This is a genomic window from Methylobacterium sp. 275MFSha3.1 (genome assembly GCF_900108435.1).
GTDB lineage: Bacteria > Pseudomonadota > Alphaproteobacteria > Rhizobiales > Beijerinckiaceae > Methylobacterium.
In genome coordinates, this window is record NZ_FNWP01000009.1 from 235,666 (window position 1) to 255,563 (window position 19,898).

17 protein-coding genes are annotated in these 19,898 nt (G+C 71.8%); 10 read left to right on the forward strand and 7 right to left on the reverse strand.

The window, feature by feature from the left end:
* From trxB to BLW78_RS13270, 3 genes are all read left to right on the forward strand, one after another.
* Nucleotides 1-981, forward strand: a complete 981-nt coding sequence (gene trxB, locus BLW78_RS13260) for a thioredoxin-disulfide reductase (protein ID WP_091680140.1) — start codon at nt 1-3, stop codon at nt 979-981.
* Nucleotides 982-1,250: 269 nt separating this feature from the next.
* Nucleotides 1,251-2,141 (forward strand): LysR family transcriptional regulator, encoded by an 891-nt coding sequence (locus BLW78_RS13265; protein WP_012317569.1) that lies wholly within the window; start codon nt 1,251-1,253, stop codon nt 2,139-2,141.
* 41 nt (nt 2,142-2,182) lie between these two features.
* Nucleotides 2,183-2,443: a YARHG domain-containing protein gene (locus BLW78_RS13270; RefSeq protein ID WP_091680141.1), complete on the forward strand. Its 261-nt coding sequence runs from the start codon at nt 2,183-2,185 to the stop codon at nt 2,441-2,443.
* Nucleotides 2,444-2,539: 96 nt separating this feature from the next.
* Here the strand turns inward: BLW78_RS13270 and msrP are convergent, their stop codons facing one another.
* From msrP to BLW78_RS13290, 4 genes are all read right to left on the reverse strand, one after another.
* Nucleotides 2,540-3,493, reverse strand: a complete 954-nt coding sequence (gene msrP / locus BLW78_RS13275; RefSeq protein WP_091680143.1) for a protein-methionine-sulfoxide reductase catalytic subunit MsrP — start codon at nt 3,491-3,493, stop codon at nt 2,540-2,542.
* Nucleotides 3,494-3,654: 161 nt separating this feature from the next.
* Nucleotides 3,655-5,346 (reverse strand): AMP-binding protein, encoded by a 1,692-nt coding sequence (locus tag BLW78_RS13280; RefSeq protein WP_026604991.1) that lies wholly within the window; start codon nt 5,344-5,346, stop codon nt 3,655-3,657.
* A 153-nt stretch (nt 5,347-5,499) separates the two neighbouring features.
* Nucleotides 5,500-6,231, reverse strand: a complete 732-nt coding sequence (locus BLW78_RS13285) for a hypothetical protein (protein ID WP_091680144.1) — start codon at nt 6,229-6,231, stop codon at nt 5,500-5,502.
* A gap of 49 nt (nt 6,232-6,280) precedes the next feature.
* On the reverse strand, nt 6,281-7,792 hold the full coding sequence (locus BLW78_RS13290; RefSeq protein WP_091680146.1) for a leucyl aminopeptidase: 1,512 nt from the start codon (nt 7,790-7,792) through the stop codon (nt 6,281-6,283).
* A 184-nt stretch (nt 7,793-7,976) separates the two neighbouring features.
* Between BLW78_RS13290 and lptF the strand changes: the two genes are divergently transcribed.
* From lptF to rsmA, 5 genes are all read left to right on the forward strand, one after another.
* Entirely contained in the window at nt 7,977-9,137 is a 1,161-nt protein-coding gene (gene lptF, locus BLW78_RS13295) for an LPS export ABC transporter permease LptF (RefSeq protein ID WP_020093547.1), read from the forward strand.
* 8 nt (nt 9,138-9,145) lie between these two features.
* Nucleotides 9,146-10,234, forward strand: a complete 1,089-nt coding sequence (lptG, locus tag BLW78_RS13300; protein WP_091680187.1) for an LPS export ABC transporter permease LptG — start codon at nt 9,146-9,148, stop codon at nt 10,232-10,234.
* A gap of 77 nt (nt 10,235-10,311) precedes the next feature.
* The gene (locus BLW78_RS13305; protein WP_091680147.1) at nt 10,312-12,891 is read left to right on the forward strand and encodes an LPS-assembly protein LptD; all 2,580 of its coding nucleotides are present in this window, start codon (nt 10,312-10,314) and stop codon (nt 12,889-12,891) included.
* Between the two features lie 110 nt (nt 12,892-13,001).
* Nucleotides 13,002-14,117 (forward strand): 4-hydroxythreonine-4-phosphate dehydrogenase PdxA, encoded by a 1,116-nt coding sequence (pdxA, locus tag BLW78_RS13310; RefSeq protein WP_091680149.1) that lies wholly within the window; start codon nt 13,002-13,004, stop codon nt 14,115-14,117.
* Nucleotides 14,118-14,127: 10 nt separating this feature from the next.
* Entirely contained in the window at nt 14,128-15,006 is an 879-nt protein-coding gene (gene rsmA, locus BLW78_RS13315; RefSeq protein ID WP_091680151.1) for a 16S rRNA (adenine(1518)-N(6)/adenine(1519)-N(6))-dimethyltransferase RsmA, read from the forward strand.
* A gap of 43 nt (nt 15,007-15,049) precedes the next feature.
* Here rsmA and BLW78_RS13320 read toward each other — a convergent pair whose 3' ends face one another.
* The 3 genes from BLW78_RS13320 to BLW78_RS13330 all read right to left on the reverse strand — a co-directional run bounded on the left by BLW78_RS13320 (nt 15,050) and on the right by BLW78_RS13330 (nt 18,070).
* Nucleotides 15,050-16,036: a TIM44-like domain-containing protein gene (locus BLW78_RS13320; protein WP_026604993.1), complete on the reverse strand. Its 987-nt coding sequence runs from the start codon at nt 16,034-16,036 to the stop codon at nt 15,050-15,052.
* A gap of 172 nt (nt 16,037-16,208) precedes the next feature.
* Nucleotides 16,209-17,306, reverse strand: a complete 1,098-nt coding sequence (locus BLW78_RS13325) for a two-component system sensor histidine kinase NtrB (protein WP_020093553.1) — start codon at nt 17,304-17,306, stop codon at nt 16,209-16,211.
* A 131-nt stretch (nt 17,307-17,437) separates the two neighbouring features.
* Nucleotides 17,438-18,070, reverse strand: a complete 633-nt coding sequence (locus BLW78_RS13330) for a S24 family peptidase (RefSeq protein ID WP_012317556.1) — start codon at nt 18,068-18,070, stop codon at nt 17,438-17,440.
* A 316-nt stretch (nt 18,071-18,386) separates the two neighbouring features.
* On the opposite strand from BLW78_RS13330, the gene BLW78_RS13335 reads away from it, so the two are divergent.
* Both BLW78_RS13335 and BLW78_RS13340 read left to right on the forward strand, forming a co-directional pair.
* Nucleotides 18,387-18,737, forward strand: coding sequence for a DUF952 domain-containing protein (locus tag BLW78_RS13335; protein WP_091680153.1), 351 nt, complete (start codon nt 18,387-18,389; stop codon nt 18,735-18,737).
* The gene (locus tag BLW78_RS13340; RefSeq protein WP_091680155.1) at nt 18,734-19,810 is read left to right on the forward strand and encodes a quinone-dependent dihydroorotate dehydrogenase; all 1,077 of its coding nucleotides are present in this window, start codon (nt 18,734-18,736) and stop codon (nt 19,808-19,810) included. Before BLW78_RS13335 ends, BLW78_RS13340 begins: the two co-directional genes overlap by 4 nt.
* Nucleotides 19,811-19,898 lie beyond the last annotated feature (88 nt).

Below are 19,898 nucleotides of genomic sequence, written 5' to 3' on the forward strand. Positions count from 1 at the left end.
ATGGCCCACACCCACGCCAAGCTCGTCATCATCGGCTCGGGACCCGCCGGCTACACGGCGGCGATCTACGCCGCCCGCGCCATGGTCGAGCCGTTGCTGATCTCCGGCTTCCAGCCGGGCGGCCAGCTCATGATCACCACGGATGTCGAGAACTACCCGGGCTTCGCCGAGGCCATCCCGGGCCCCTGGCTGATGGAGCAGATGCGCCTCCAGGCCGAGCACGTCGGTACCCGGATCGTCTCGGAATACATCACGAAGGTCGATCTCGAGCAGCGGCCGTTCCGCCTCGAGGCCGATTCCGGCGAGACCTACTCGTGCGACGCCCTGGTCATCGCCACCGGGGCGCAGGCCAAGTGGCTCGGCATCCCGTCCGAGGCGGCGTTCCAGGGCGGCGGCGTCTCGGCCTGCGCGACCTGCGACGGGTTCTTCTTCCGCGGCAAGGACGTCGTGGTGGTCGGCGGCGGCAACACCGCGGTCGAGGAGGCCCTGTACCTCGCCAACATCGCCAGCAAGGTGACGGTGGTCCACCGCCGCGACAGCTTCCGCGCCGAGCGGATCCTTCAGGAGCGCCTGTTCAAGCACCCGAACGTCGAGGTGCTGTGGCACCGCGAGATTTCCGAGATCTGCGGCGTGCAGAAGCCGGCACCGAACGTGACGCACGTCCGTCTCAAGGATCCGCGCTCGGGCGAGATCAGCGAGGTGAAGGCCGACGGCGTCTTCGTGGCGATCGGCCATCAGCCGGCGACCGCCATCTTCGAGGGTCAGCTGCCCATGCGCCACGGCGGCTATCTCACCGTGAAGCCCGGCACGACCGAGACCGAGATCCCGGGCGTGTTCGCCGCCGGCGACGTCACGGACGACGTCTACCGCCAAGCGATCACCGCCGCCGGCATGGGCTGCATGGCGGCTCTGGAGGCGGAGAAGTTCCTGGCCAATCTCGAGATCGGTGAGAGCCCGGTCCAGGCCGCCGCGGCGGAATGACGGCCGGACGGGCCTCCGCACCTCCCGCGCGAAGCCGTCGGGCCCCGCATTTCAACAAGTTCGCGCTGCTTATGCTTGCGCAGGACCATGCACCGTGTGCATAGGAGTGCTGACTGCGCCGGGATGCACCGATTGCATGCCCGCGCGGTGTCGGGAGCGGCCATCCGCACGCGGCACCGCGCAGTTCGCCCGGTGATCTGCCCGCCGCTTCGCGCCCCTTCTCCACCCCGGGCGCGACCCGCGGGCGCGCGCTGGTAGGGGTTCTCGCCTTGGACTGGGACAAGATCCGGATCTTCCTCAACGTCGCGGAGGCGGGGAGCTTCACCAAGGCGGGTGACGATATCGGGCTCAGCCAATCGGCGGTCAGCCGCCAGATCAGCGCCCTGGAGCGCGAGCTCAAGGCGCCGCTCTTCCACCGCCATGCCCGCGGCCTCCTTCTGACCGAGCAGGGCGACCTGCTGTTCCGCGCCGCGCGGGACATGAAGCTGCGCCTGGAGAATACCCGGGCCCGCCTCGTCGAGACCTCCGAGCGGCCGACCGGCGACCTCAAGGTCACCACCACGGTGGGCCTCGGCACGTCCTGGCTGTCGCAGCGGGTCGGCGAGTTTCTGGACCTCTACCCGGACGTGCGCATCGAGCTGATCCTCACCAACGAGGAGCTCGATCTGGCCATGCGCGAGGCCGACGTGGCGATCCGCATGCGCCGCCCGGCGCAGCCGGACCTGATCCAGCGGCGGCTGTTCACCGTGCACTACCACGCCTTCGCCAGCCCGGATTACGTGAAGCGGTTCGGCGAGCCCAAGACCATCGAGGAGCTCGACGACCACCGCCTCGTCTCCTTCGGCGGCAACGAGCCCTCGTACCTGCTGGCCGCCCACTGGCTCGCCGATGCGGGCCGCGAGGGCCGCGAGCGGCGCCAGGTCCACCTGACAGTGAACAATATCGGCGCCCTGCAGCGCGCCATGGAGGCCGGCGCCGGCATCGGCATCTTGCCCGATTACGCGGTGGATGGCGGCCAGCAGCTCGTGCAGGTGCTTCGCGAGACCGAGATGCCGAGCCTGGAGAGCTACCTCGTCTACGCCGAGGAGATGCGCTCGGTCGCCCGGGTGCAGGCGTTCCGCGACTTCCTCGTCTCGAAGGCGCAGCGCTGGACCTACTGAGCATCCGATGGTTGGATCCGGCTCCTCACGGAGACGATTCGATGCGCGCTGCTCTCTACGCTCTGATCCTCGTCGCGGGCTCCACCGGCGCGATGGCGGATGACTGCGCGGAAGCTTGGTACCAACGCAACCTGATCTACAAGCAGGCCGGCTACTGCTTCACCACGCCGCGCGCGGTCCGGACCTTCGGCAACGCCGATTGCCGGTACGACGCCATGGATCGCGTGCCGCTCTCGCGCCAGGAGCAGGCGACGGTGGCGGATCTGCAGGCCTTCGAGCGGGCCCATGCCTGCCCGCGCTAGGCCGCGGACCGTCGACCTCGTGGGCCGGGCAGCGTAGGAGCCGCGTCGTCGCTGCGGAAGCCGCGCCAGATCAGCGCGGCTCCGGCAGGCCCGTGCTCACACGAACAGGCGCTCGCCCTCGAGGCCCTTGTAGAGGCCGGCGACCTGCTCGCCGTAGCCGTTGTAGATCAGCGTCGGCACGCGCTGATCGGTGCCGAGGACGCGCTCGGTCGCCTGGCTCCAGCGCGGGTGCGGCACGGCCGGGTTCACGTTCGCCCAGAAGCCGTACTCCGAGGCCTGCAGACCCTCCCAGAAGGTCTTCGGCCGGTCGGCCGTGAACGAGATCTTCACCAGTGACTTGGCCGACTTGAACCCGTACTTCCACGGCACCGCGACGCGGATCGGCGCCCCGAACTGGTTGGGCAGCGGCTTGCCGTAGATCCCCGTGACCATGAAGGCGAGGTCGTTCCCGGCCTCAGCCAGGGTCAGGCCCTCCGTGTAGGGCCAGGGATAGAAGAACGCCCGCTGGCCGGGCGCCATCGCCTTGTCCATGAACGTCTCGAAGCGGATGTACTTCGCGCCGGAGGCGGGCTTGGCCAGCGCCACGAGCTTCGCCAGCGGGAATCCGGTCCAGGGCACCGCCATCGACCACGCCTCGACGCAGCGGTGACGGTAGAGACGCTCCTCTAGGCCGACCTTCCGGATCAGGTCGTCGACGCCGATCTCGAACGGCTTCTCGACGAGCCCGTCGATCTTCAGGGTCCAGGGCTGCGTCTTGAGGGCGTTGGCCGCCGGCAGCACCGTCTTCGACGTGCCGAACTCGTAGAAATTGTTGTAGTCGGCGCTGAAGCGCTCCGGGGTCAGGGGGCGGTCGAGCGTGTAGGCGGGGTTCTGCGGCGCCGGGTAGAGCGGCTGGTCGCCCGCCGCCGCGAGGGCCGCGCGCCCACCCAGGAGCGAGCCGGCCGCGAGCCCGGCCGCGCCGCCGATCAGGGCCCGCCGATTGAGGAAGACGGCCTCCGGCGTCGCCAGATGCTCCGGAATCTCCCAACCGCGCCTGCGCTTGATCAACATGGCCGTCTCCTCGGATCTCCTGCCTGCACAACCCACAGATCGGCCGCGGCCGACAGGGGCGCAAGCGCCGCAGCCTCACCTTTCGGCGAACGGCGCGCAGGAGTTACGCCGCCCGTGAGCGGCACCGGGACGCAGGCCGTCTTCCGCCGCGCGGACGACGCTCAGGCCGGCGGCGTCTCGTCGCGCAGCATCCGCCGCAGCACCTTGCCGACGTTGGTCTTCGGCAGGGTCTCGTGGAGCACCACGCGGCGGGGAACCTTGTAGCCGGTGAGCTGTGTGCGGGCATGCGCCCGCAGGATATCGGTGGAGACCGACGGGTCCTTCAGGACCACGTGGGCCACCACCATCTCGCCGGTCTCCTCGCTCGGCGCGCCGACCACCGCGCATTCGAGCACGGCCGGGTGGGCCGCCAGCACGTCCTCGACCTCGTTCGGATAGACGTTGAAGCCGGAGACGAGGATCATGTCCTTCATCCGGTCGACGATCCGGACCTGGCCGTCCGCCTGCAGGATCGCGACGTCGCCCGTCCGGAAGAACCCGTCCGCGGTCATCGCCCGCGCGGTCTCCTCCGGCCGATTCCAGTAACCGCGCATCACCTGCGGGCCGCGCACGCAGATCTCGCCCGGCTGCCCGGCCGGGAGGGGCTCGCCGGAGACGGCGCGGATCGAGACCTCCGTGGAGGGCAGCGGGTAGCCGATCGTGCCGGAGAAGTCGCGCATGCCCCGCGGGTTGACGCACACGACCGGCGAGGTCTCCGACAGGCCGTAGCCCTCGATGATCGTGTTGCCGGTCAGGGCCTTCCAGCGCTCGGCCACCGCCCGCTGGACGGCCGTGCCGCCGCCGACCACGAAGTCGAGGTGGGCGAAATCCACCGTGCCGATCTTCGGATGGTTGATCAGGACGTTGAACAGCGTGTTCACGCCCATCAGGTGGGTAAAGCGCGTGCGGCTCAGGGTCTTGACCATGCCGTCGCAGTCGCGCGGATTGGGGATCAGCAGGCAGGAGCCGCCGCTGCGCATGAACTGGAAGAAGCACGCGGTGAGCGCGAAGATGTGGTAGAGCGGCAGCGCCGTGACCACGCAGCGCGCGACGCTCGGATCCTTCGAGTTGAACCAGAGCTGCGACTGCTCGACGTTCGCCATGATGTTGCGGTGGCTCAGCATCGCCGCCTTGGCTATGCCGGTGGTGCCCCCGGTGTATTGCAGGAAGGCGAGGTCCTCCGGGTCGACCGCGGCGGACGCGCGCGGCATCGTCCGGCCCTGGCGGAGCACGGTGGCGAACGGGATCGCCAGCCCTTCCGGCAGGCGGAACGGCGGCACCGCCTTGCGGACGTGCCGGCTCGCGAGGTTGATCACCCGCCCCTTCAGCCCCAGCCCGTCGCCCGGCCCCACGAGGACGACCCGCTCCAGGGCCACGTCCGGCAGCGCCGCCGCGATGGTGGCGCCGAAATTCTCCAGGACGATCAGGATCCGCGCGCCGGAATCGTTGATCTGCTGCACGCATTCCCGGGGCGTGTAGAGCGGGTTGGTGTTGACCACCGTTCCCCCCGCCAGGAGGACGCCGAAGATCGCCACGGCGTAGGCGGGGACGTTCGGCAGCATGATCGCCACGCGGTCGCCCTTCGCCAGACCCTGTCCGCGCAGCCAGGCCGCGAGGTCGCGCGCCTGCTGGCCGAGGGTCGCGTAGGTCATGGTCGAGCCGAAGCACAGCATCGCCGGCCGGCTTGCGAAGGCGGTCACGCTGGTCTCGAACAGGTCGACCAAGGTCCCGAGGCCCGCGACGTCGATCTCCGCCGGGACTCCGGGCGGATAGAAGGGCAGCCAGGGCCGGTCGGAGGCCCCGTGGCCCGGCATCGCTCCGGCCGTGGCGGCTCGAGCGCCGTGCTCCATCACGTTCGCCTCATGCATCGCGATGCCTCCCGCGGGCCCGACTCTCGGGGGCCGAGTCCCGCAACGCCTGTCGCGCGGACTCTGCGGGAACGGAGGCCGGCCCGCAAGGCAGGGGGGTCAGAGGGCTGGACGATGCCGGCGCAATGTCGCCAGCACGGTGTGGGGCAGGGCCGCCGCGATCAGCAGGCCGGCGGCGAGCGCGGCCTCCTCCGGCCGCATCGCACGCCGCGGCCAGGGGCCGACGCCCAGGTCGCCGGCGAGGCCGATCAGGATCGCGCCGAGCCACAGGGTCAGGAAGGCGAGCGCGCCGTAGCCGACCCGGCGCAGCCGCGGCCGCAGGGGCCGGTTGGCCGCGATCGCGAACAGGCCGAGGACGCCGCCGAACGTCAGCGCGCCCACGGCGGCGCCGAGCCCGTAGGCCAACCACAGGGGCTGGTGGGTGAGGAAGGCCATGCCCCCGGTGGCGAAGGCGCCGCGCAGGACGAGGCCGCCGAAGGTCGGGTAGAGCCCGGCGGCGAGGAGCGCGGCCGCGCCCGCCAGTCCGAACACGATCCGGCGCGGCGCGGAGCCCGGGCCCGGGCCCGTCACCACCCGCGCGAGGTGGCCGAGCCCGTAGACCAGCGCGAAGGCGAAGAGCGGGTAGCGGCCGATGAAGTAGCCGAAGATCCAGGGCTCGAGGGCCTCCGGCACGGCGTCGCGCTGGCTCAGGCCGGTCGCCGCGACGAGAGCCAGGGCGGCCAGCATGGCGAGGATCGGCCCCGCCGCTGCCAGAAGGCCGCCAGCGCGGCCTCCGGACGTCCCGGCGCCCGGACCGACCCTGTCGAGCGCGTTGTTGGCGTGTGCGGCCATGCTGGGATCAGCCGGAGAGGCGCGCGGGGTCGGGACCGCCGCGGCCGCCTCAGCGGGCCTCGTAATGGTCGCGGATCAGCCGGTCGAGGAGGCGCACGCCCCAGCCCGCGCCCCAGCTGCGGTTGATCTCGCTGGCGTTCGACGACATCGCGACGCCGGCGATGTCGAGATGCGCCCACGGCACGTCCTCGACGTAGCGCTTGATGAACGAGGCCGCGGTGGCGGCGCCGCCGTGGCGGCCGCCGGTGTTCTTCATGTCGGCGAACTTGGAATCGATCGCCTTGTCGTAGGCGGGGATCAGCGGCATCCGCCACACCTTCTCGCCGGTCGCCTCGCCGGCGGCGTGGATGTTGCCCGCCAGCGTGTCGTCGTTCGAGAACATGCCGGCGATGTCCTGGCCCAGCGCCACGATGATCGCGCCGGTCAGCGTCGCGAGGTCGACGATCGCCTTGGGCTTGGTGCTGCGGATGACGTGGGTGATCACGTCGGCCAGCACCAGCCGGCCCTCGGCGTCGGTGTTGATCACCTCGATGGTCTGGCCCGACATGGAGGTCAGGATGTCGGACGGGCGGTACGAGCCGCCGTCCGGCATGTTCTCCACGATGCCGATGGCGCCGACCACGTTGCAGCGCGCCTTGCGGGCGGCGAGCGCGTGGAGCGCGCCGACGACGGCGGCGGCGCCGCCCATGTCGCCCTTCATGTCCTCCATGCCGCCGCCCGGCTTGATCGAGACGCCGCCGGAATCGAACACGACGCCCTTGCCGATGAGGGCCACGGGCGCCTCGGCCGCGGGGCCGCCGTTCCAGCGCATGATCACGATCCGCGGCTCGCGGGCCGAGCCCTGCGCCACCGCGAGCAGCGCGCCCATGCCGAGTTCCCGCATCCGGGCCGGCTCCAGCACCTCGATCTCGACGCCGAGCTTGGCGAGTTCCGAGGCGCGGCGGGCGAACTCAGCCGGGAAGAGCACGTTCGGCGGCTCGTTCACGAGGTCGCGGGCCAGGACCACGCCGTCGGACAGGCTCTTGGCGCCCTCGCCCTCGCGGGCGGCCGCGCCGTGATCGGCGAGCAGCAGGGTCAGCGCGGTGACGGTCTTGTCGTCGGCGTCGGGCTTCTTCTTGGTCTTGTAGCGGTCGAACGCGTAGGTCCGCAGGCGCGCGCCGAGAGCGAACTCGCCGGCCTGCGCCGCCGTGACCGTCGCGCCCGGCCAGTCGAGCACGACCCGGGCGGTCCGTCCCGCCACCTTGCCGGCGGTGAAGCCGCCGAGCGCCGGCCAGTCGGTCTTGGCCCGGTCCTTCTCCGAGCCCAGGCCCACGACCACGAGGCGGTCGGCGCCGACGCCCGCCGGGGCCGGCAGGGACAGGGCGCTGAGCGAGCGGCCCTTGAACTTCTCGGAGGCCGCGGCGCGCGCCACGAGATCCGCCCCGGAGGCGCCCAGCGCCTCGCGGGCGGCCGACCCGAGCGACAGGTCGTCGCCGACGAAGACCACGAGATCGCCGGATCCGCCGGGGCCCTGGCCGCTCTGCTCCAGGGGACCGAAACCGACCTCGATACCGTCCGCCATACCCGTCGCCCTGCCCGTTATTCCGGAGCCGTACTACGCACCCGCGCGCCGAGGCGCGGGCGATCCGCCCTGTGTAGCCGCTGAGACGGAGAACGCAACGCGGCGTGACAGCCCTGGAATCGCCCCTTTTGTCGGGTCCCTGCCGCCTCGAGGGCGCGAGAGGACGAGCGGGACTGCCGGGCCGATGAGGCAGATCGAGCGCTACATCTTTCGGATCGCCCTGGGCGCCACCCTCGCCTGCCTGATCGGGCTGACGGGCACCATCTGGCTGACCCAGGCCCTGCGCGAGCTCGATCTCGTGACCGCCAAGGGCCAGACGCTGCTGGTCTTCCTCTTCGTCACCGGCCTGTCGCTGCCGACCCTCGTCGTCGTCATAGCCCCCGTGGCGCTGTTCATCGGCACGATCTACGCGCTCAACAAGCTGAACGGCGATTCCGAGCTGATCGTCATGTCGGCGGCCGGGATGCCGCCGCGCTCGCTGCTGCGGCCCTTCCTCACCCTGGCGCTGTTCGTCAGCTTCCTGGTGGGATTCCTGGTCGTGGTGGTCATGCCCGCGAGCTTCCAAGAGCTGCGCGACGTGATCACCCGGGTGCGCGGCGACTTCATCGCGAACGTCGTCAAGGAAGGGCAGTTCACCCAGCTCGACAACGGCATCACCTTCCACTTCCGCGAGCGCGGGCCGGGCGGTACCCTCAAGGGGCTGTTCATCCAGGACCGGCGCGAGGCCGGGAAGACCAAGGTCTACCTCGCCGAGCGCGGCAACGCGGTCGACGTCGACGGCCAGAGCTACCTGATCCTGGAGAACGGCAGCGTCCACCAGCAGCAGAAGGACTCCCGCGATTCCTCGATCCTGACCTTCGAGCGCTACACGATCGACCTCGCGGCCTTCGCGCCCCCGGATTCCGACACGATCTACAAGCCGCGCGAGCGCTCGACGGCGCAGCTCCTGTTCCCCGACACGACGGAGGGCTACTACAAGCTGCAGAAGGGCCGGTTCCGGGCCGAGCTGCACGACCGGCTCTCCGCCTGCCTCTACCCGCTGGCCCTGGTCTTCATCGCCTTCGCGGCTCTGGGCGATCCCCGCACGACCCGGCAGGGGCGCGGCGTCGCGATCGCCGGCGCGATCGTCGCCGTCGTGGCGCTGCGCATCGGCGGCTTCGCGGCGGTCAGCGCCGCCGCGCGCAGCCCCGCCGCGGTCTTGGCGGTCTACGGCGTGCCGCTGCTGGCGATCCTCCTGTCGAGCCTCCTCATCTTCTACGGGCCCCGGGTGCGCGCCTTCAACGCCGCCCTGGCCCGCGCCGTCCGCGGCCGGTTCCGCGGCCCGCGCCTCGCGCCGGCGGCCTAGATCCGATGATGCTGATCGGTCCCACTCTCGGGCGGTACTTCGCCGCCCGGTTCCTCCGCACGGTGCTCGGCGTCTTCATCACCGTGTTCGCGCTGGTCTACACGCTCGACTTCGTCGAGCTGCTCCGCCGCGCCGGCGAGGCCCAGGGCGCGTCCGCCGGCCTGATGGCGCAGCTCTCGCTCTACCGCACCCCCGCGGTGGCGGAGGGCGTCCTGCCGTTCGCGGTCCTGTTCGGCTCCATGGCGGCCCTGCTCCAGCTCTCGCGCAAGCTGGAACTGGTGGTCGCTCGCGCGGCCGGGATCTCGGCCTGGCAGTTCCTGCAGCCCGGCTTCTTCGTGGCCCTCGCCCTCGGCGCGCTGGCGGTCGGCGTCTACAACCCGGTCTCCGCGATGCTGAAGCAGCGCTCCACCGAGATCGAGGCGAAGATCTTCGCCAAATCCACCAAGGCGAGTTCGGGCAAGGACCTCTGGATCCGCCAGAAGGGCCTCGACGGCGAGGCGATCCTGCGCGCCGAGACCGCCATCGAGGGCACGACCACCCTGGCGGGGGTGTCGGTCTTCACCTTCGACGACGCCGGCAAGTTCGCCGAGCAGCTCGTCGCGGCCCGCGCGACGCTCCACGACGGCTACTGGGAGCTCTCCGATGTGCGCGTTCTCACACCGGGCGCACCGCCTGAGTCGTTCGACACCTACCTGATCGCCTCGAACCTCGACCCCGGACAGGTGCGTCAGGGGTTCACCCCCCCGGAATCTGTGCCTTTCTGGCAACTTCCCACAACGATCGCGCGGACCGAGCGGGCCGGTTTGGACGCCACCCGCTACCGTCTCCAGTACGATGTCCTGTGGGCGCGGCCGGTGCTGTTCGTGGCCATGGTCATCGTCGCCGCAACCGTTTCCTTACGGTTCTTCCGCTTTGGTGGTGTCGGTAAACTCGTCCTCGGTGGCGTCGCGGCCGGCTTCGCCCTCTACGTGGTCCGACAGGTCATGGAGGGGCTCGGAGCATCCGGACTCGTCGCCGCACCGGTGGCGGCCTGGTTCCCGGCCGTGGTAGGCAGTCTTCTCGGTACGCTCACGCTTCTGTACCAGGAAGACGGCTGACTTCCGCGATCCTTCGCGGGACGGGAGACGGGTGTTGAGGTTGGTGGCGGCAGACGTCACAGGGGTTGGGACGCGCGTTGCGTAAGGTCGCCGACATCCTGCGGAAGGCTGGTTTCCGGGCCGCGCTGGCGCTCGCCGCGCCGCTGGCCGGGGGCCTGTCCGCCCATGCCCAGGGCCTGCCCGCCGTCGCGGCCGGGAAGCCCGGCGACAAGCTGCTCGTCGAGGCCGACGAGCTGATCTACGACAACGACCGCGGCACCGTGACGGCCCGGGGCAACGCCGAGCTGCATTACGGCCCCCGGACCCTGCAGGCCGACCGCGTGCGCTACGACCGGAATTCCGGCCGGGTCTTCGCCGAGGGCAATGTCCGCCTCACCGAGGCCGACGGCGGCGTCGTGACCGGCGCGCGCATGGAGCTCACCGACGACTTCAAGACCGGCTTCGTCGACGCCTTCCGCGGGCAGCAGACCGTGCAGCGGAAGTTCGAGACGGTGCGCACCCGCTTCTCCGCGCCGCGGGCCGAGCGCCTGAACGGCGAGCAGACGAGCTTCGAGTCCGGCAGCTACACGGCCTGCGAGCCGTGCAAGGACAACCCTGAGACGCCGCCGCTGTGGCAGATCAAGGCGAAGAAGATCATCCACGACAACGAGACCCACACGGTCTACTTCGACGACTCGACGCTCGAGATCGCCGGCATCCCGGTGGCCTACCTGCCGTATTTCGAGGCGCCGGACCCGACGGTGAAGCGCAAGACCGGCTTCCTGACGCCGCGCTTCGTCACGACGACCGCGCTCGGCAACGGCGTGTCGCTCCCGTACTTCATCAACCTCGCGCCGAATTACGACCTGACGCTGACGCCGACCCTGCTCAGCCGCCAGGGCCTGCTCGCGCAGGGCGAGTTCCGCCAGCGGATCGACAACGGCTTCTACAACATCCGCCTCTCGGGCATCTCGCAGACGACCCCCTCGGCGTTCCTGCCGAGCCCCCTCGGCGCCGGCGAGCGCGACTTCCGCGGCTCCGTCGAATCGCAGGGCCGATTCTACATCAACCCGCGCTGGCGCACGGGCTGGGACCTCGTCGGCGTGACCGACAAGTGGTTCCTCGACAATTACCGGATCCGCAACCAGAACATCACCACGGACTATTTCCGTGAGGCCACCTCGACGGCCTTCCTGATCGGCCAGGGCGACCGCTCGTGGTTCGAAGCGCGGGGCTACTACTTCAAGGGCCTGTCGAGCTTCGACTGGCAGAAGCAGCAGCCGATCGTGGCGCCGGTGATCGACTACGACAAGCGGATCAACGGCCCATCGGAGATCGGCGGCGAGGTGCGCTTCCAGGCGAACATCACCAGCCTGACCCGCGAGACCACGCAGTACCAGGGCCTGCCGCGGACCTCGAGCTACCTGTTCTCGCCGAGCGTCAACGGCGTCAGCTTCCCGCTCTACCAGACCTGCACGGTCTTCCAGCGCGGCCTGTGCGCCATCGACGGGCTCGCCGGCACGAACACCCGTGCCTCCGCGGAGCTGTCCTGGCGCCGCAGCTTCATCGACGATCTGGGCCAGAAATTCACGCCCTTCGCGTACCTGCGCACGGACGCGTTCTTCAACAGCACGAGCTTCTCGGGCTACCAGAACGACCTCGTCCCGCAGGTCGCGCACGTCGACCAGGGCTTTGCCGGGCGGGTCATGCCGGCGATCGGCCTCGACTACCGCTACCCGTTCGTCGCCAATTTCGGCGCCCTCGGCGTCCACACCCTGGAGCCGATCGGCCAGATCATCGCGCGCCCGTCGGAGACCCGGATCGGCCGCCTGCCGAACGAGGACGCGCAGAGCCTCGTCTTCGACGACACCTCGCTGTTCGAGTGGGACAAATTCTCGGGCTACGACCGGGTCGAGGGCGGCGTGCGCACCAATCTCGGCGGCCAGTACTCCGTCGTGACCCCGTCCGGCTGGTACGCGAACGTCCTGTTCGGCGAGTCCATCCAGCTCGCGGGCGTCAACTCGTTCCGCCGCGGCGACATCGCCAACACCGGCCTCGATTCGGGGCTCGAGACGCAGCGCTCGGACTTCGTCGGGCGTTTCCAGGTCTCGCCGAACCAGAACATCACGTTCATCAGCCGGGCCCGGTTCAACCAGTCCGACTTCCACGTGGCGCGGTTCGAGACCGGCGCGACGGCGCGGTTCGCGCCGTTCCTGCCGCTCACCGTCTCGGCCTTCTACTCGTACTACGAGGCGCAGCCGCTGCTGGGCTACAGCCACTACCGCGAGGGCATCACCGCCACCGCGACCTACAACATCACGCCGAACTGGTTCGTGTCGGGCTCGCTGCTCGTCGACCTGACCCACTACCTCGACGTGCGCAACACCTACACGGACGCGCTGAGCTCCTACCTGGCGAACCCGATCGGGACGGTGCCGATCTACCAGAACCCGGGCCGCTTCTACCTGTCGGGCGCGAGCTTCGGCGGCGGCTACCAGGACGAGTGCACCACCGTCTCGCTGAACTACATCAACTCGCCGATCGCGACCGCGACGGGCGTCCGCGAGCGCAACCAGACGGTGCTGCTGCGGGTCGAGCTTAAGACCCTGGGCGAGGCCGACCTGCGCCAGAACGTAGGGACCGCCACCACCGCCGACGGCATCGCCTCGATCCGCTGAGGAACCGGGACCGGCGGCGCGCCGGTCCGGCGCGTCGCCCGCCGCGATCCCGCCGCTCGGTCTGAGCCGCCGAGGATGCGCCCGCGCCGCGCGGGCGCTATAGAGCGCCCATGCCGCCCCTCGCCCTCACCCTCGGAGATCCCGCCGGCATCGGCCCGGAGCTGGCGCTCAGCGCGTGGCTCGGGCGCGGCGGGGCGGATCCGTTGCCGCCGTTCTTCCTGGTGGCCGATCCCGACTTCGTCGAGCGCCTCGCCCACCGCCTCGACCGTCCCGTCCCGGTGGCGGAGGTCGATCCGGAGACGGCAGCCGAGGTGTTCCCGCGCGCGCTCCCCGTGGTGCCCTTGCCGAGCGGCGCCCGCGTCGCCGCCGATCCCGGCGTCCCCGATTCCGGCAATGCCGGCGCGACCATCGAGTCGATCACCGCGGCGGTGGAGTTCGTGAAGGCCGGGCGCGCGAGCGCGGTGGTGACCAACCCGATCGCCAAGTTCGTGCTGACCCGGACGGGCTTCGCCCATCCCGGGCACACCGAGTTCCTGGCCGCCCTCGCGGTGCCGCCCGGCGTGACGCCGCCCCGGCCCGTGATGATGATCTGGAGCGCCGGCCTCTCGGTCGTGCCGGTGACGATCCACGTGCCGCTGAGGGACGTGCCGGACCTGCTCACCCAGGAACTCGTCGAGGAGACCGCCGCGATCGTCGCCCGGGACCTGCGGGAGCGGTTCGGCCTGCCCGAGCCGCGCCTCGTCCTCGCCGGCCTGAACCCGCACGCGGGCGAGGCCGGGACGATCGGCCGGGAGGACCGCGACGTCCTCGCCCCCGCCGTGGCGCGCCTGCGGGCGCGGGGCATCGACATCCGCGGGCCGCTCCCCGCCGACACCCTGTTCCACGCCCGCGCCCGGGAGACCTACGACGTCGCCCTCGCGCCCACGCACGATCAGGCCCTGATCCCGATCAAGACGATCGCGTTCGACGACGGCGTGAACGTCACCCTCGGCCTGCCCTTCGTGCGCACCTCGCCGGACCACGGGACGGCCTTCGACATTGCCGGCCAGGGCGTCGCCCGGCCGGACAGCCTCGTGGCGGCCCTGCGCCTCGCCGACCGGCTGGCCGCCAACGCGGCGGCGCGGAGCGAGGCCCCCGCCGGGGCCGAGATCATCCCGTTCAGCGTCTATGCCGGCCGTCCCCGGCCCGTCGGCGCCCGCCACTTCGATCCCGAGGACGAGCTGTGAGGCAGCCAGCATGAGCGCCGGGGACGGTCTTCCCCCGCTGCGCGAGGTCGTCGCCCGCCACGGCCTGGAGCCGAAGAAGGCGCTCGGCCAGAACTTCCTCTACGACCTCAACCTGACCGGCCGGATCGCCCGGGCGGCCGGTCCGCTCGCGGGGGTGACCGTGGTGGAGGTCGGGCCGGGCCCGGGGGGGCTGACCCGCGCGCTCCTCGCCGAGGGCGCCGCCCGCGTCGTGGCGATCGAGCGCGACCCGCGCGCCCTGCCGGCCCTCGCCGAGATCGCTGCCCACTATCCCGGCCGGCTCGAGGTGGTCGACGCCGACGCCCTCGCCTTCGACCCGCGGCCGCTGGTGGGCGAGGCCCCGGCGCGGATCGTCGCCAACCTGCCCTACAATGTCGGGACCGCCCTGCTCACCGGCTGGCTCGACGGGGAGGTCTGGCCGCCCTGGTGGGACCAGGCCGTGCTGATGTTCCAGCGGGAGGTCGCCGAGCGGATCGTCGCCGGCCCGGAGGAGCGGGCCGATTACGGCCGGCTCGGCGTCCTCTGCGGCTGGCGCACGGAGGCCGAGATCCTGTTCGACGTCAGCCCCTCGGCCTTCGTGCCGCCACCCAAGGTGACCTCGAGCGTGGTCCGGCTGGTGCCGCGCGCCCAGCCCCTGCCCTGCCGCGCCGGCGCGCTCGAAGCCGTCACCCGGGCGGCCTTCGGCCAGCGGCGGAAGATGTTGCGCCAGAGCCTCAAGGCCTTGACGCCCGAGGCCGGCGCCCTGCTGGCCGCCGCCGGCCTGTCCGAGACCGCGCGCGCCGAGGAGATCCCGGTGTCCGGGTTCGTCGATCTCGCCAATCGGTGGGACGCGCACAGAAAGGCCGGCGCCCCGGTGAGGACGCCGGCCTGACGGAGAGCCGTGGCTCCGGCCCGGACGCCGGAGCGCTGCCGGGTCAGCGGGTCTGCTGGATCGCCGAGAGCACCCAGCCGCGGCCGGGCTGGCGCAGGAACGTCCAGAGCTCCGTCGCCTCGGACGAGTCCGTGGAGACGACGCGGCCGCTCGACCGCTCGATCATCACGTCCTTGAGGGCGTAGCGCATGGCCACGGTCGCGTAGTCGGTGCGGTCCTCGCCCCAGGCCTCCGCGAGGTCGCCCTGCAGCAGCTTCACGTCCGAGATCTTGTTCACCACGCCGCGGGAGGCGTTGCCGCGCAGCTCCTCGTCGAAGTAGCTGACCATCTCGGGCGTCGACAGGTTGCCCAGGGTCACCCGATCCTCGCGCGAGTAGGCGTCCTGGATGTCGCCGAGCAGGCGCTCGAAGGCCTGGTAATCGGCCGGGCCGATCTGCACCGGGCGCGTCTGCGGCGGGCGCTGCCCACCGCCGAACATGCCGCCGGGAGCCGGGCCGCCCGGAGCGCCGCCCGAAGCGCCACCCATCGGGCCGCGGGCGCCCGGCTGATCGTCGAGCGACGAGCGGACGTAGGGCGCGCCGGCGCCGGCCGGCTCGTTCCGGCGGCGGAAGAACCGCAGGGCCAGCATCACCACGAGCACGACGAGACCGACCTGGAACAGCAGGCCGATCATCGAGGCGAGGCCGCCGAGGCCGCCGAAGAAGCCGCCGCCGAGCAGCGCGCCGATCAGGCCGGCGCCGAGCAGGCCCGCGAAGAAGCCGCCGCCGAAGCGGCGACCGGGCGCGGCCGGGGCCTGCATGCCGGGGCTGCCCATGCCGGGCGAAGGCGCGGTCTGCGAGCGCTGCATCGTCGTGCCGCCGCCGGGGGCGGTCGGCGTGGCGGAGGGCGCCGTGTAGGTGCGCGAGCCGCGGGACCCGACGGACCCGCCGCCGCCCGGACGGGCTTCCACGACGGGTGCCGCGACGGTCAGCGCAGCGGCCAGCGCCAGGAGGGCGGCCACACGCCGGCGGCGCGAAATCTCAGTAAACATGTACACGCCTCAGAGGACGAGAACCGGGTGGCGCGGAGCGCCAGTGACGATATGGGAACGGTCGGGCAGCGGTTTTAGTCCTGGGCGCCGTCGCCCGGGCGACGTTTTCCACCGGATCGGTGCTGCGCATTCCGAGCCCGCCCGTCGCGCCCATCGCGTGAATGGCACGGCTCTAGTGGAGCGTGCGCTCCGGGGCGGCCGGGAAGGAGAGGCGCACCTGCGTCCCCTCCCCGCTGCGGCTGTCGAGGGTGATGGTCCCGTTCTGCCGCTTCATGAGGCCGTGGACGATCGCGAGGCCCGCGCCGCGCCCGGCCTCGTGGCTGGTCTGGAACGGGGCCAGGGCCCGGGCGAGCATCTCGGGCGACATGCCCTGCCCGGTGTCGCCGACCGCGATCCCGACGCTCCCCTGGCCCGGCTGCTGCAGGGAGCGGTCGCCGGGATCCACCCGGAAGGTCGACAGGGTCAGCGTCCCACCCGACGGCATCGCCTCGCAGGCATTGGCGACGAGATGCCGCAGGGCGAACTCGATCTGCGTGGGATTGCTGATCGCCCGCGGCAGGCCCGGCGTCGCCGCCACGGTGAGGCGGATCCCGGGCGGCAGGTCGGGCTCGAGGCGGGCGGCGAGGTCGGCCACGATGGCGTCGAGGTCGACCGACCGGACGTCCGGCGCGATGCGGCGCGAATAGGCGAGCAGGTGCCGGGTCAGGATCGCCGCGCGCTCGGTGGCGTCGGCCGAGCGGGCGATCGCCCGCTGGACGAACGGCTCCTGCCGGTCCCCGAGCCGCCGCTTGAGCCCGTCGATGTAGCCGATCAGGATCTGCAGGAAGTTGTTGAACTCGTGGGCGACGCTGTTGGTCAGGAGCCCCAGCGCCTCGCGCTGGCGGGAGAGCGCGAGCGCGCCCTCGGCCTCGCGCCGGGCCGTCTCGTCGCGGATCTGGCCGATGCGGAACGGGGTCCCGGGCAGGGCCGCCGTCTCCAGGCGGGCCCAGAAGCTCGTCCCGTCCGCGCGGCTGGCCAGGAATTCCTGAGGCTCGGTGCCGGCGGGGTCGAGGGGCGCCGTGCGCTGCGCCAGGATCAGGTCGAGTCCCTGCGCGACGAGCCGCTCCGCCGGGTAGCCGGCGATCCGCTCCAGGGCGGGATTGGCGTGGCGGACACGGCCCTGCGGATCGAGCACCAGGCTGGGCGTCGGCAGCGCGTCGAGGAGCGCGCGGGCCTCGTCCGCCAGCGACCCGCCTTCGGCCGCGCTGTGATCCGTCCCGGGCTGCGCCATGCTGCGTTCGCGCTCAGCGGATGCGGAAGGTCCGCGACGGGCCAGCGATAGCGATGAACGGCCTCACGGCCAAGCGTGGATCCGCGGTGGATCCGCGCGTCGAACGGCGTGCCGACCCGTCCGGGCACCGCCTACTGGCGCACCCACATCACCCGGGCCATCCAGGCCACCTCGCCGAGATTGAGGACCCGGTCCTCGTGCTCGGGGTTCAGGGAGGCCAGTTCCACGGTCCGGGCGGTGCGCCGCCGCAGCTCCTTGGCCAGGACCTCGCCGCCGTGCAGGCGGACCACGACGCGGTCGCCCTTGCGCACGCTGGCCGTCGGCGACACGATCAGGACGTCGCCGTCCCGGAACAGCGGCAGCATGGAATCGCCCTGGATCTCCAGCGCGAAGGCCCGCTCCTCGCCGAGATCCGGAAACTCGATCTCCTCCCAGCCGGCGCCCCCGGTGGGCATGCCCTCGTCGGTGAACAGGCGGCCGGCCCCGGCCTGGGTCAGGCCGATCAGCGGCACCATCGTGCGGGCGGGGATCTCGCGGGCCTCGATGAGCCGCAGGAACTCGTCGAGGCTCGAGCCGGTGGCGGCCAGGACCTTCGACACGGATTCGGTGGACGGCCAGCGCTTGCGGCCGTCGGCGCCCACGCGCTTCGACCGGTTGAAGCTGGTCGCGTCGAGGCCGGCGCGGCGGGCGAGGCCCGAGGCCGAGTAGCCGTGGCGCTCGGCGAGCCGGTCGATGGCGTTCCAGATCTGCTCGTGCGACAGCATAGCGGGCTCGGAAGCTCAGCCTGAGCGGGCCGGCACCCCCGTCTCACCAGCCGGGATCCGGCTGCCTCGGAGGCACGGAGACGGTTCGCCCGCCGGGTCCGTTCGACACCCGCCGGGTACGCGCGGAGATACTTGACAATCTGCTTTCCGGGTCCGCTCTGCCGGTCCGGACGGGGCTGTGTGACGTCCAGCCTAGTCGTAGGAAAGTAGAACTACGGGCGGCAGATTGCAATCGCTCCTCGAATCGGGCGGGGCGCGGCGCGGTTGCCGCCGCGGCCGCGCGCCTCTATCGCAGCGTCGTCTCCGGGGAGCTTCGATGCCGCTCATCTACAAGATCTGTCCGCGCGCCCTGTGGCGCGAGGCCGAGGCCGCGGGCCGGTTCACGGGCGCCCCGATTGATCATCAGGACGGCTTCATCCACTTCTCGACGGCCGCACAGGTCGCCGAGACGGCGGCCCGGCACTTCGCCGGGCAGGACGACCTGCTCCTCGTCGCGGTCGAGGCCGACGCCCTCGGCGACGGCCTGCGCTACGAGCCCTCTCGCGGCGGCGACCTGTTCCCGCACCTCTACGGCCCGCTACCGCTGTCCGCCGTGGTCGCGGTGGACGATATGCCGCTGGGCGCCGACGGCCGGCACGCCTTCCCGGCCGGGATCCTGCCGGCATGATCGCGGCCGCCTTCCCCCTCGTCAGACCGCTGCTGCACCGCCTCGACGCGGAGCGCGCGCACGACCTGACCCTCGCCGCCCTGGCGCTCCTGCCCGCGGGCCCGCGGCCGGTGGACGACCCGCGCCTCGCCGTCGACCTGCTCGGCCGCCGCTTCCCCAACCCGGTCGGCCTCGCGGCCGGCTTCGACAAGGGCGCGCGCGTTCCCGACGCGCTGCTGGGCCTCGGCTTCGGCTTCGTCGAGGTCGGCGGGGTCGTGCCGCGGCCCCAGCCCGGCAACCCGCGGCCGCGGGTCTTCCGCCTCCCCGACGACCGCGCCGTGATCAACCGCTTCGGCCTCAACAGCGAGGGGCTGGAGGTGGTGGCCGACCGTCTGCGCGCCCGGAGGGGGCGACCCGGCATCGTCGGCGTCAACATCGGCGCGAACAAGGAATCCGCCGACCGCCTCGCCGACTACGCCGCCTGCACCGCAGCCCTCGCGCCGCTCGTCGACTTCGTCACGGTCAACGTCTCCTCCCCCAACACGCCGGGCCTGCGCGATCTCCAGGGTGAGGCCTTCCTCGACGAGCTGCTCGCCCGCACGGTCGAGGCCCGGGACGCGGCAGGCGCCGGCGCGGCGATCCTCCTCAAGATCGCCCCCGACATGGCGCTCGACGCCCTCGACGCGGTCTGCGCGACGGCGCAGCGGCGCGGGGTCCAGGCCCTCGTCGTGTCCAACACCACGGTGGCCCGCCCGGCGAGCCTGCGCGAGCAGGGTCTCGCGCGGGAGACGGGCGGCCTCTCGGGGCGGCCGCTCTTCGGCCCGGCGACGCGGATGCTCGCCCAGACGCGCCTGCGCGTCGGGGACGCGCTGCCGCTCATCGGGGTCGGCGGCGTGGATTCGGCCGAGGCGGCCTGGACCAAGATCCGGGCCGGGGCGAGCCTCGTGCAGCTCTACTCGGCGCTGGTCTACGAGGGGCCGGGCCTCGTCGGGCGCATCAAGGACGGGCTCCTTCGGCGCATGAGCGAGGCCGGCATCGCCTCGCTCCGGCAGGTCGTCGGGCGCGACGCCGCCGACCTCGCCCGCGGGGACTGAGCCGGCGCGGGCGAACCGTTCGCGGAGCCGCGCCGGACAATTTTTTTGGGGCCGCAGTTTAGAAAGGCTTTGCACAGCGGGAGCTTAG

Coding starts and splice junctions, on each gene's coding strand:
- trxB (WP_091680140.1), top strand. CDS start 1: ATGGCCCACACCCACGCCAAGCTCGTCATCATCGGCTCGGGACCCGCC.
- BLW78_RS13270 (WP_091680141.1), top strand. CDS start 2,183: ATGCGCGCTGCTCTCTACGCTCTGATCCTCGTCGCGGGCTCCACCGGC.
- msrP (WP_091680143.1), bottom strand. CDS start 3,493: ATGTTGATCAAGCGCAGGCGCGGTTGGGAGATTCCGGAGCATCTGGCG.
- BLW78_RS13280 (WP_026604991.1), bottom strand. CDS start 5,346: ATGCCGGGCCACGGGGCCTCCGACCGGCCCTGGCTGCCCTTCTATCCG.
- BLW78_RS13285 (WP_091680144.1), bottom strand. CDS start 6,231: ATGGCCGCACACGCCAACAACGCGCTCGACAGGGTCGGTCCGGGCGCC.
- BLW78_RS13290 (WP_091680146.1), bottom strand. CDS start 7,792: ATGGCGGACGGTATCGAGGTCGGTTTCGGTCCCCTGGAGCAGAGCGGC.
- lptF (WP_020093547.1), top strand. CDS start 7,977: ATGAGGCAGATCGAGCGCTACATCTTTCGGATCGCCCTGGGCGCCACC.
- lptG (WP_091680187.1), top strand. CDS start 9,146: ATGCTGATCGGTCCCACTCTCGGGCGGTACTTCGCCGCCCGGTTCCTC.
- pdxA (WP_091680149.1), top strand. CDS start 13,002: ATGCCGCCCCTCGCCCTCACCCTCGGAGATCCCGCCGGCATCGGCCCG.
- rsmA (WP_091680151.1), top strand. CDS start 14,128: ATGAGCGCCGGGGACGGTCTTCCCCCGCTGCGCGAGGTCGTCGCCCGC.
- BLW78_RS13320 (WP_026604993.1), bottom strand. CDS start 16,036: ATGTTTACTGAGATTTCGCGCCGCCGGCGTGTGGCCGCCCTCCTGGCG.
- BLW78_RS13325 (WP_020093553.1), bottom strand. CDS start 17,306: ATGGCGCAGCCCGGGACGGATCACAGCGCGGCCGAAGGCGGGTCGCTG.
- BLW78_RS13330 (WP_012317556.1), bottom strand. CDS start 18,070: ATGCTGTCGCACGAGCAGATCTGGAACGCCATCGACCGGCTCGCCGAG.
- BLW78_RS13335 (WP_091680153.1), top strand. CDS start 18,387: ATGCCGCTCATCTACAAGATCTGTCCGCGCGCCCTGTGGCGCGAGGCC.
- BLW78_RS13340 (WP_091680155.1), top strand. CDS start 18,734: ATGATCGCGGCCGCCTTCCCCCTCGTCAGACCGCTGCTGCACCGCCTC.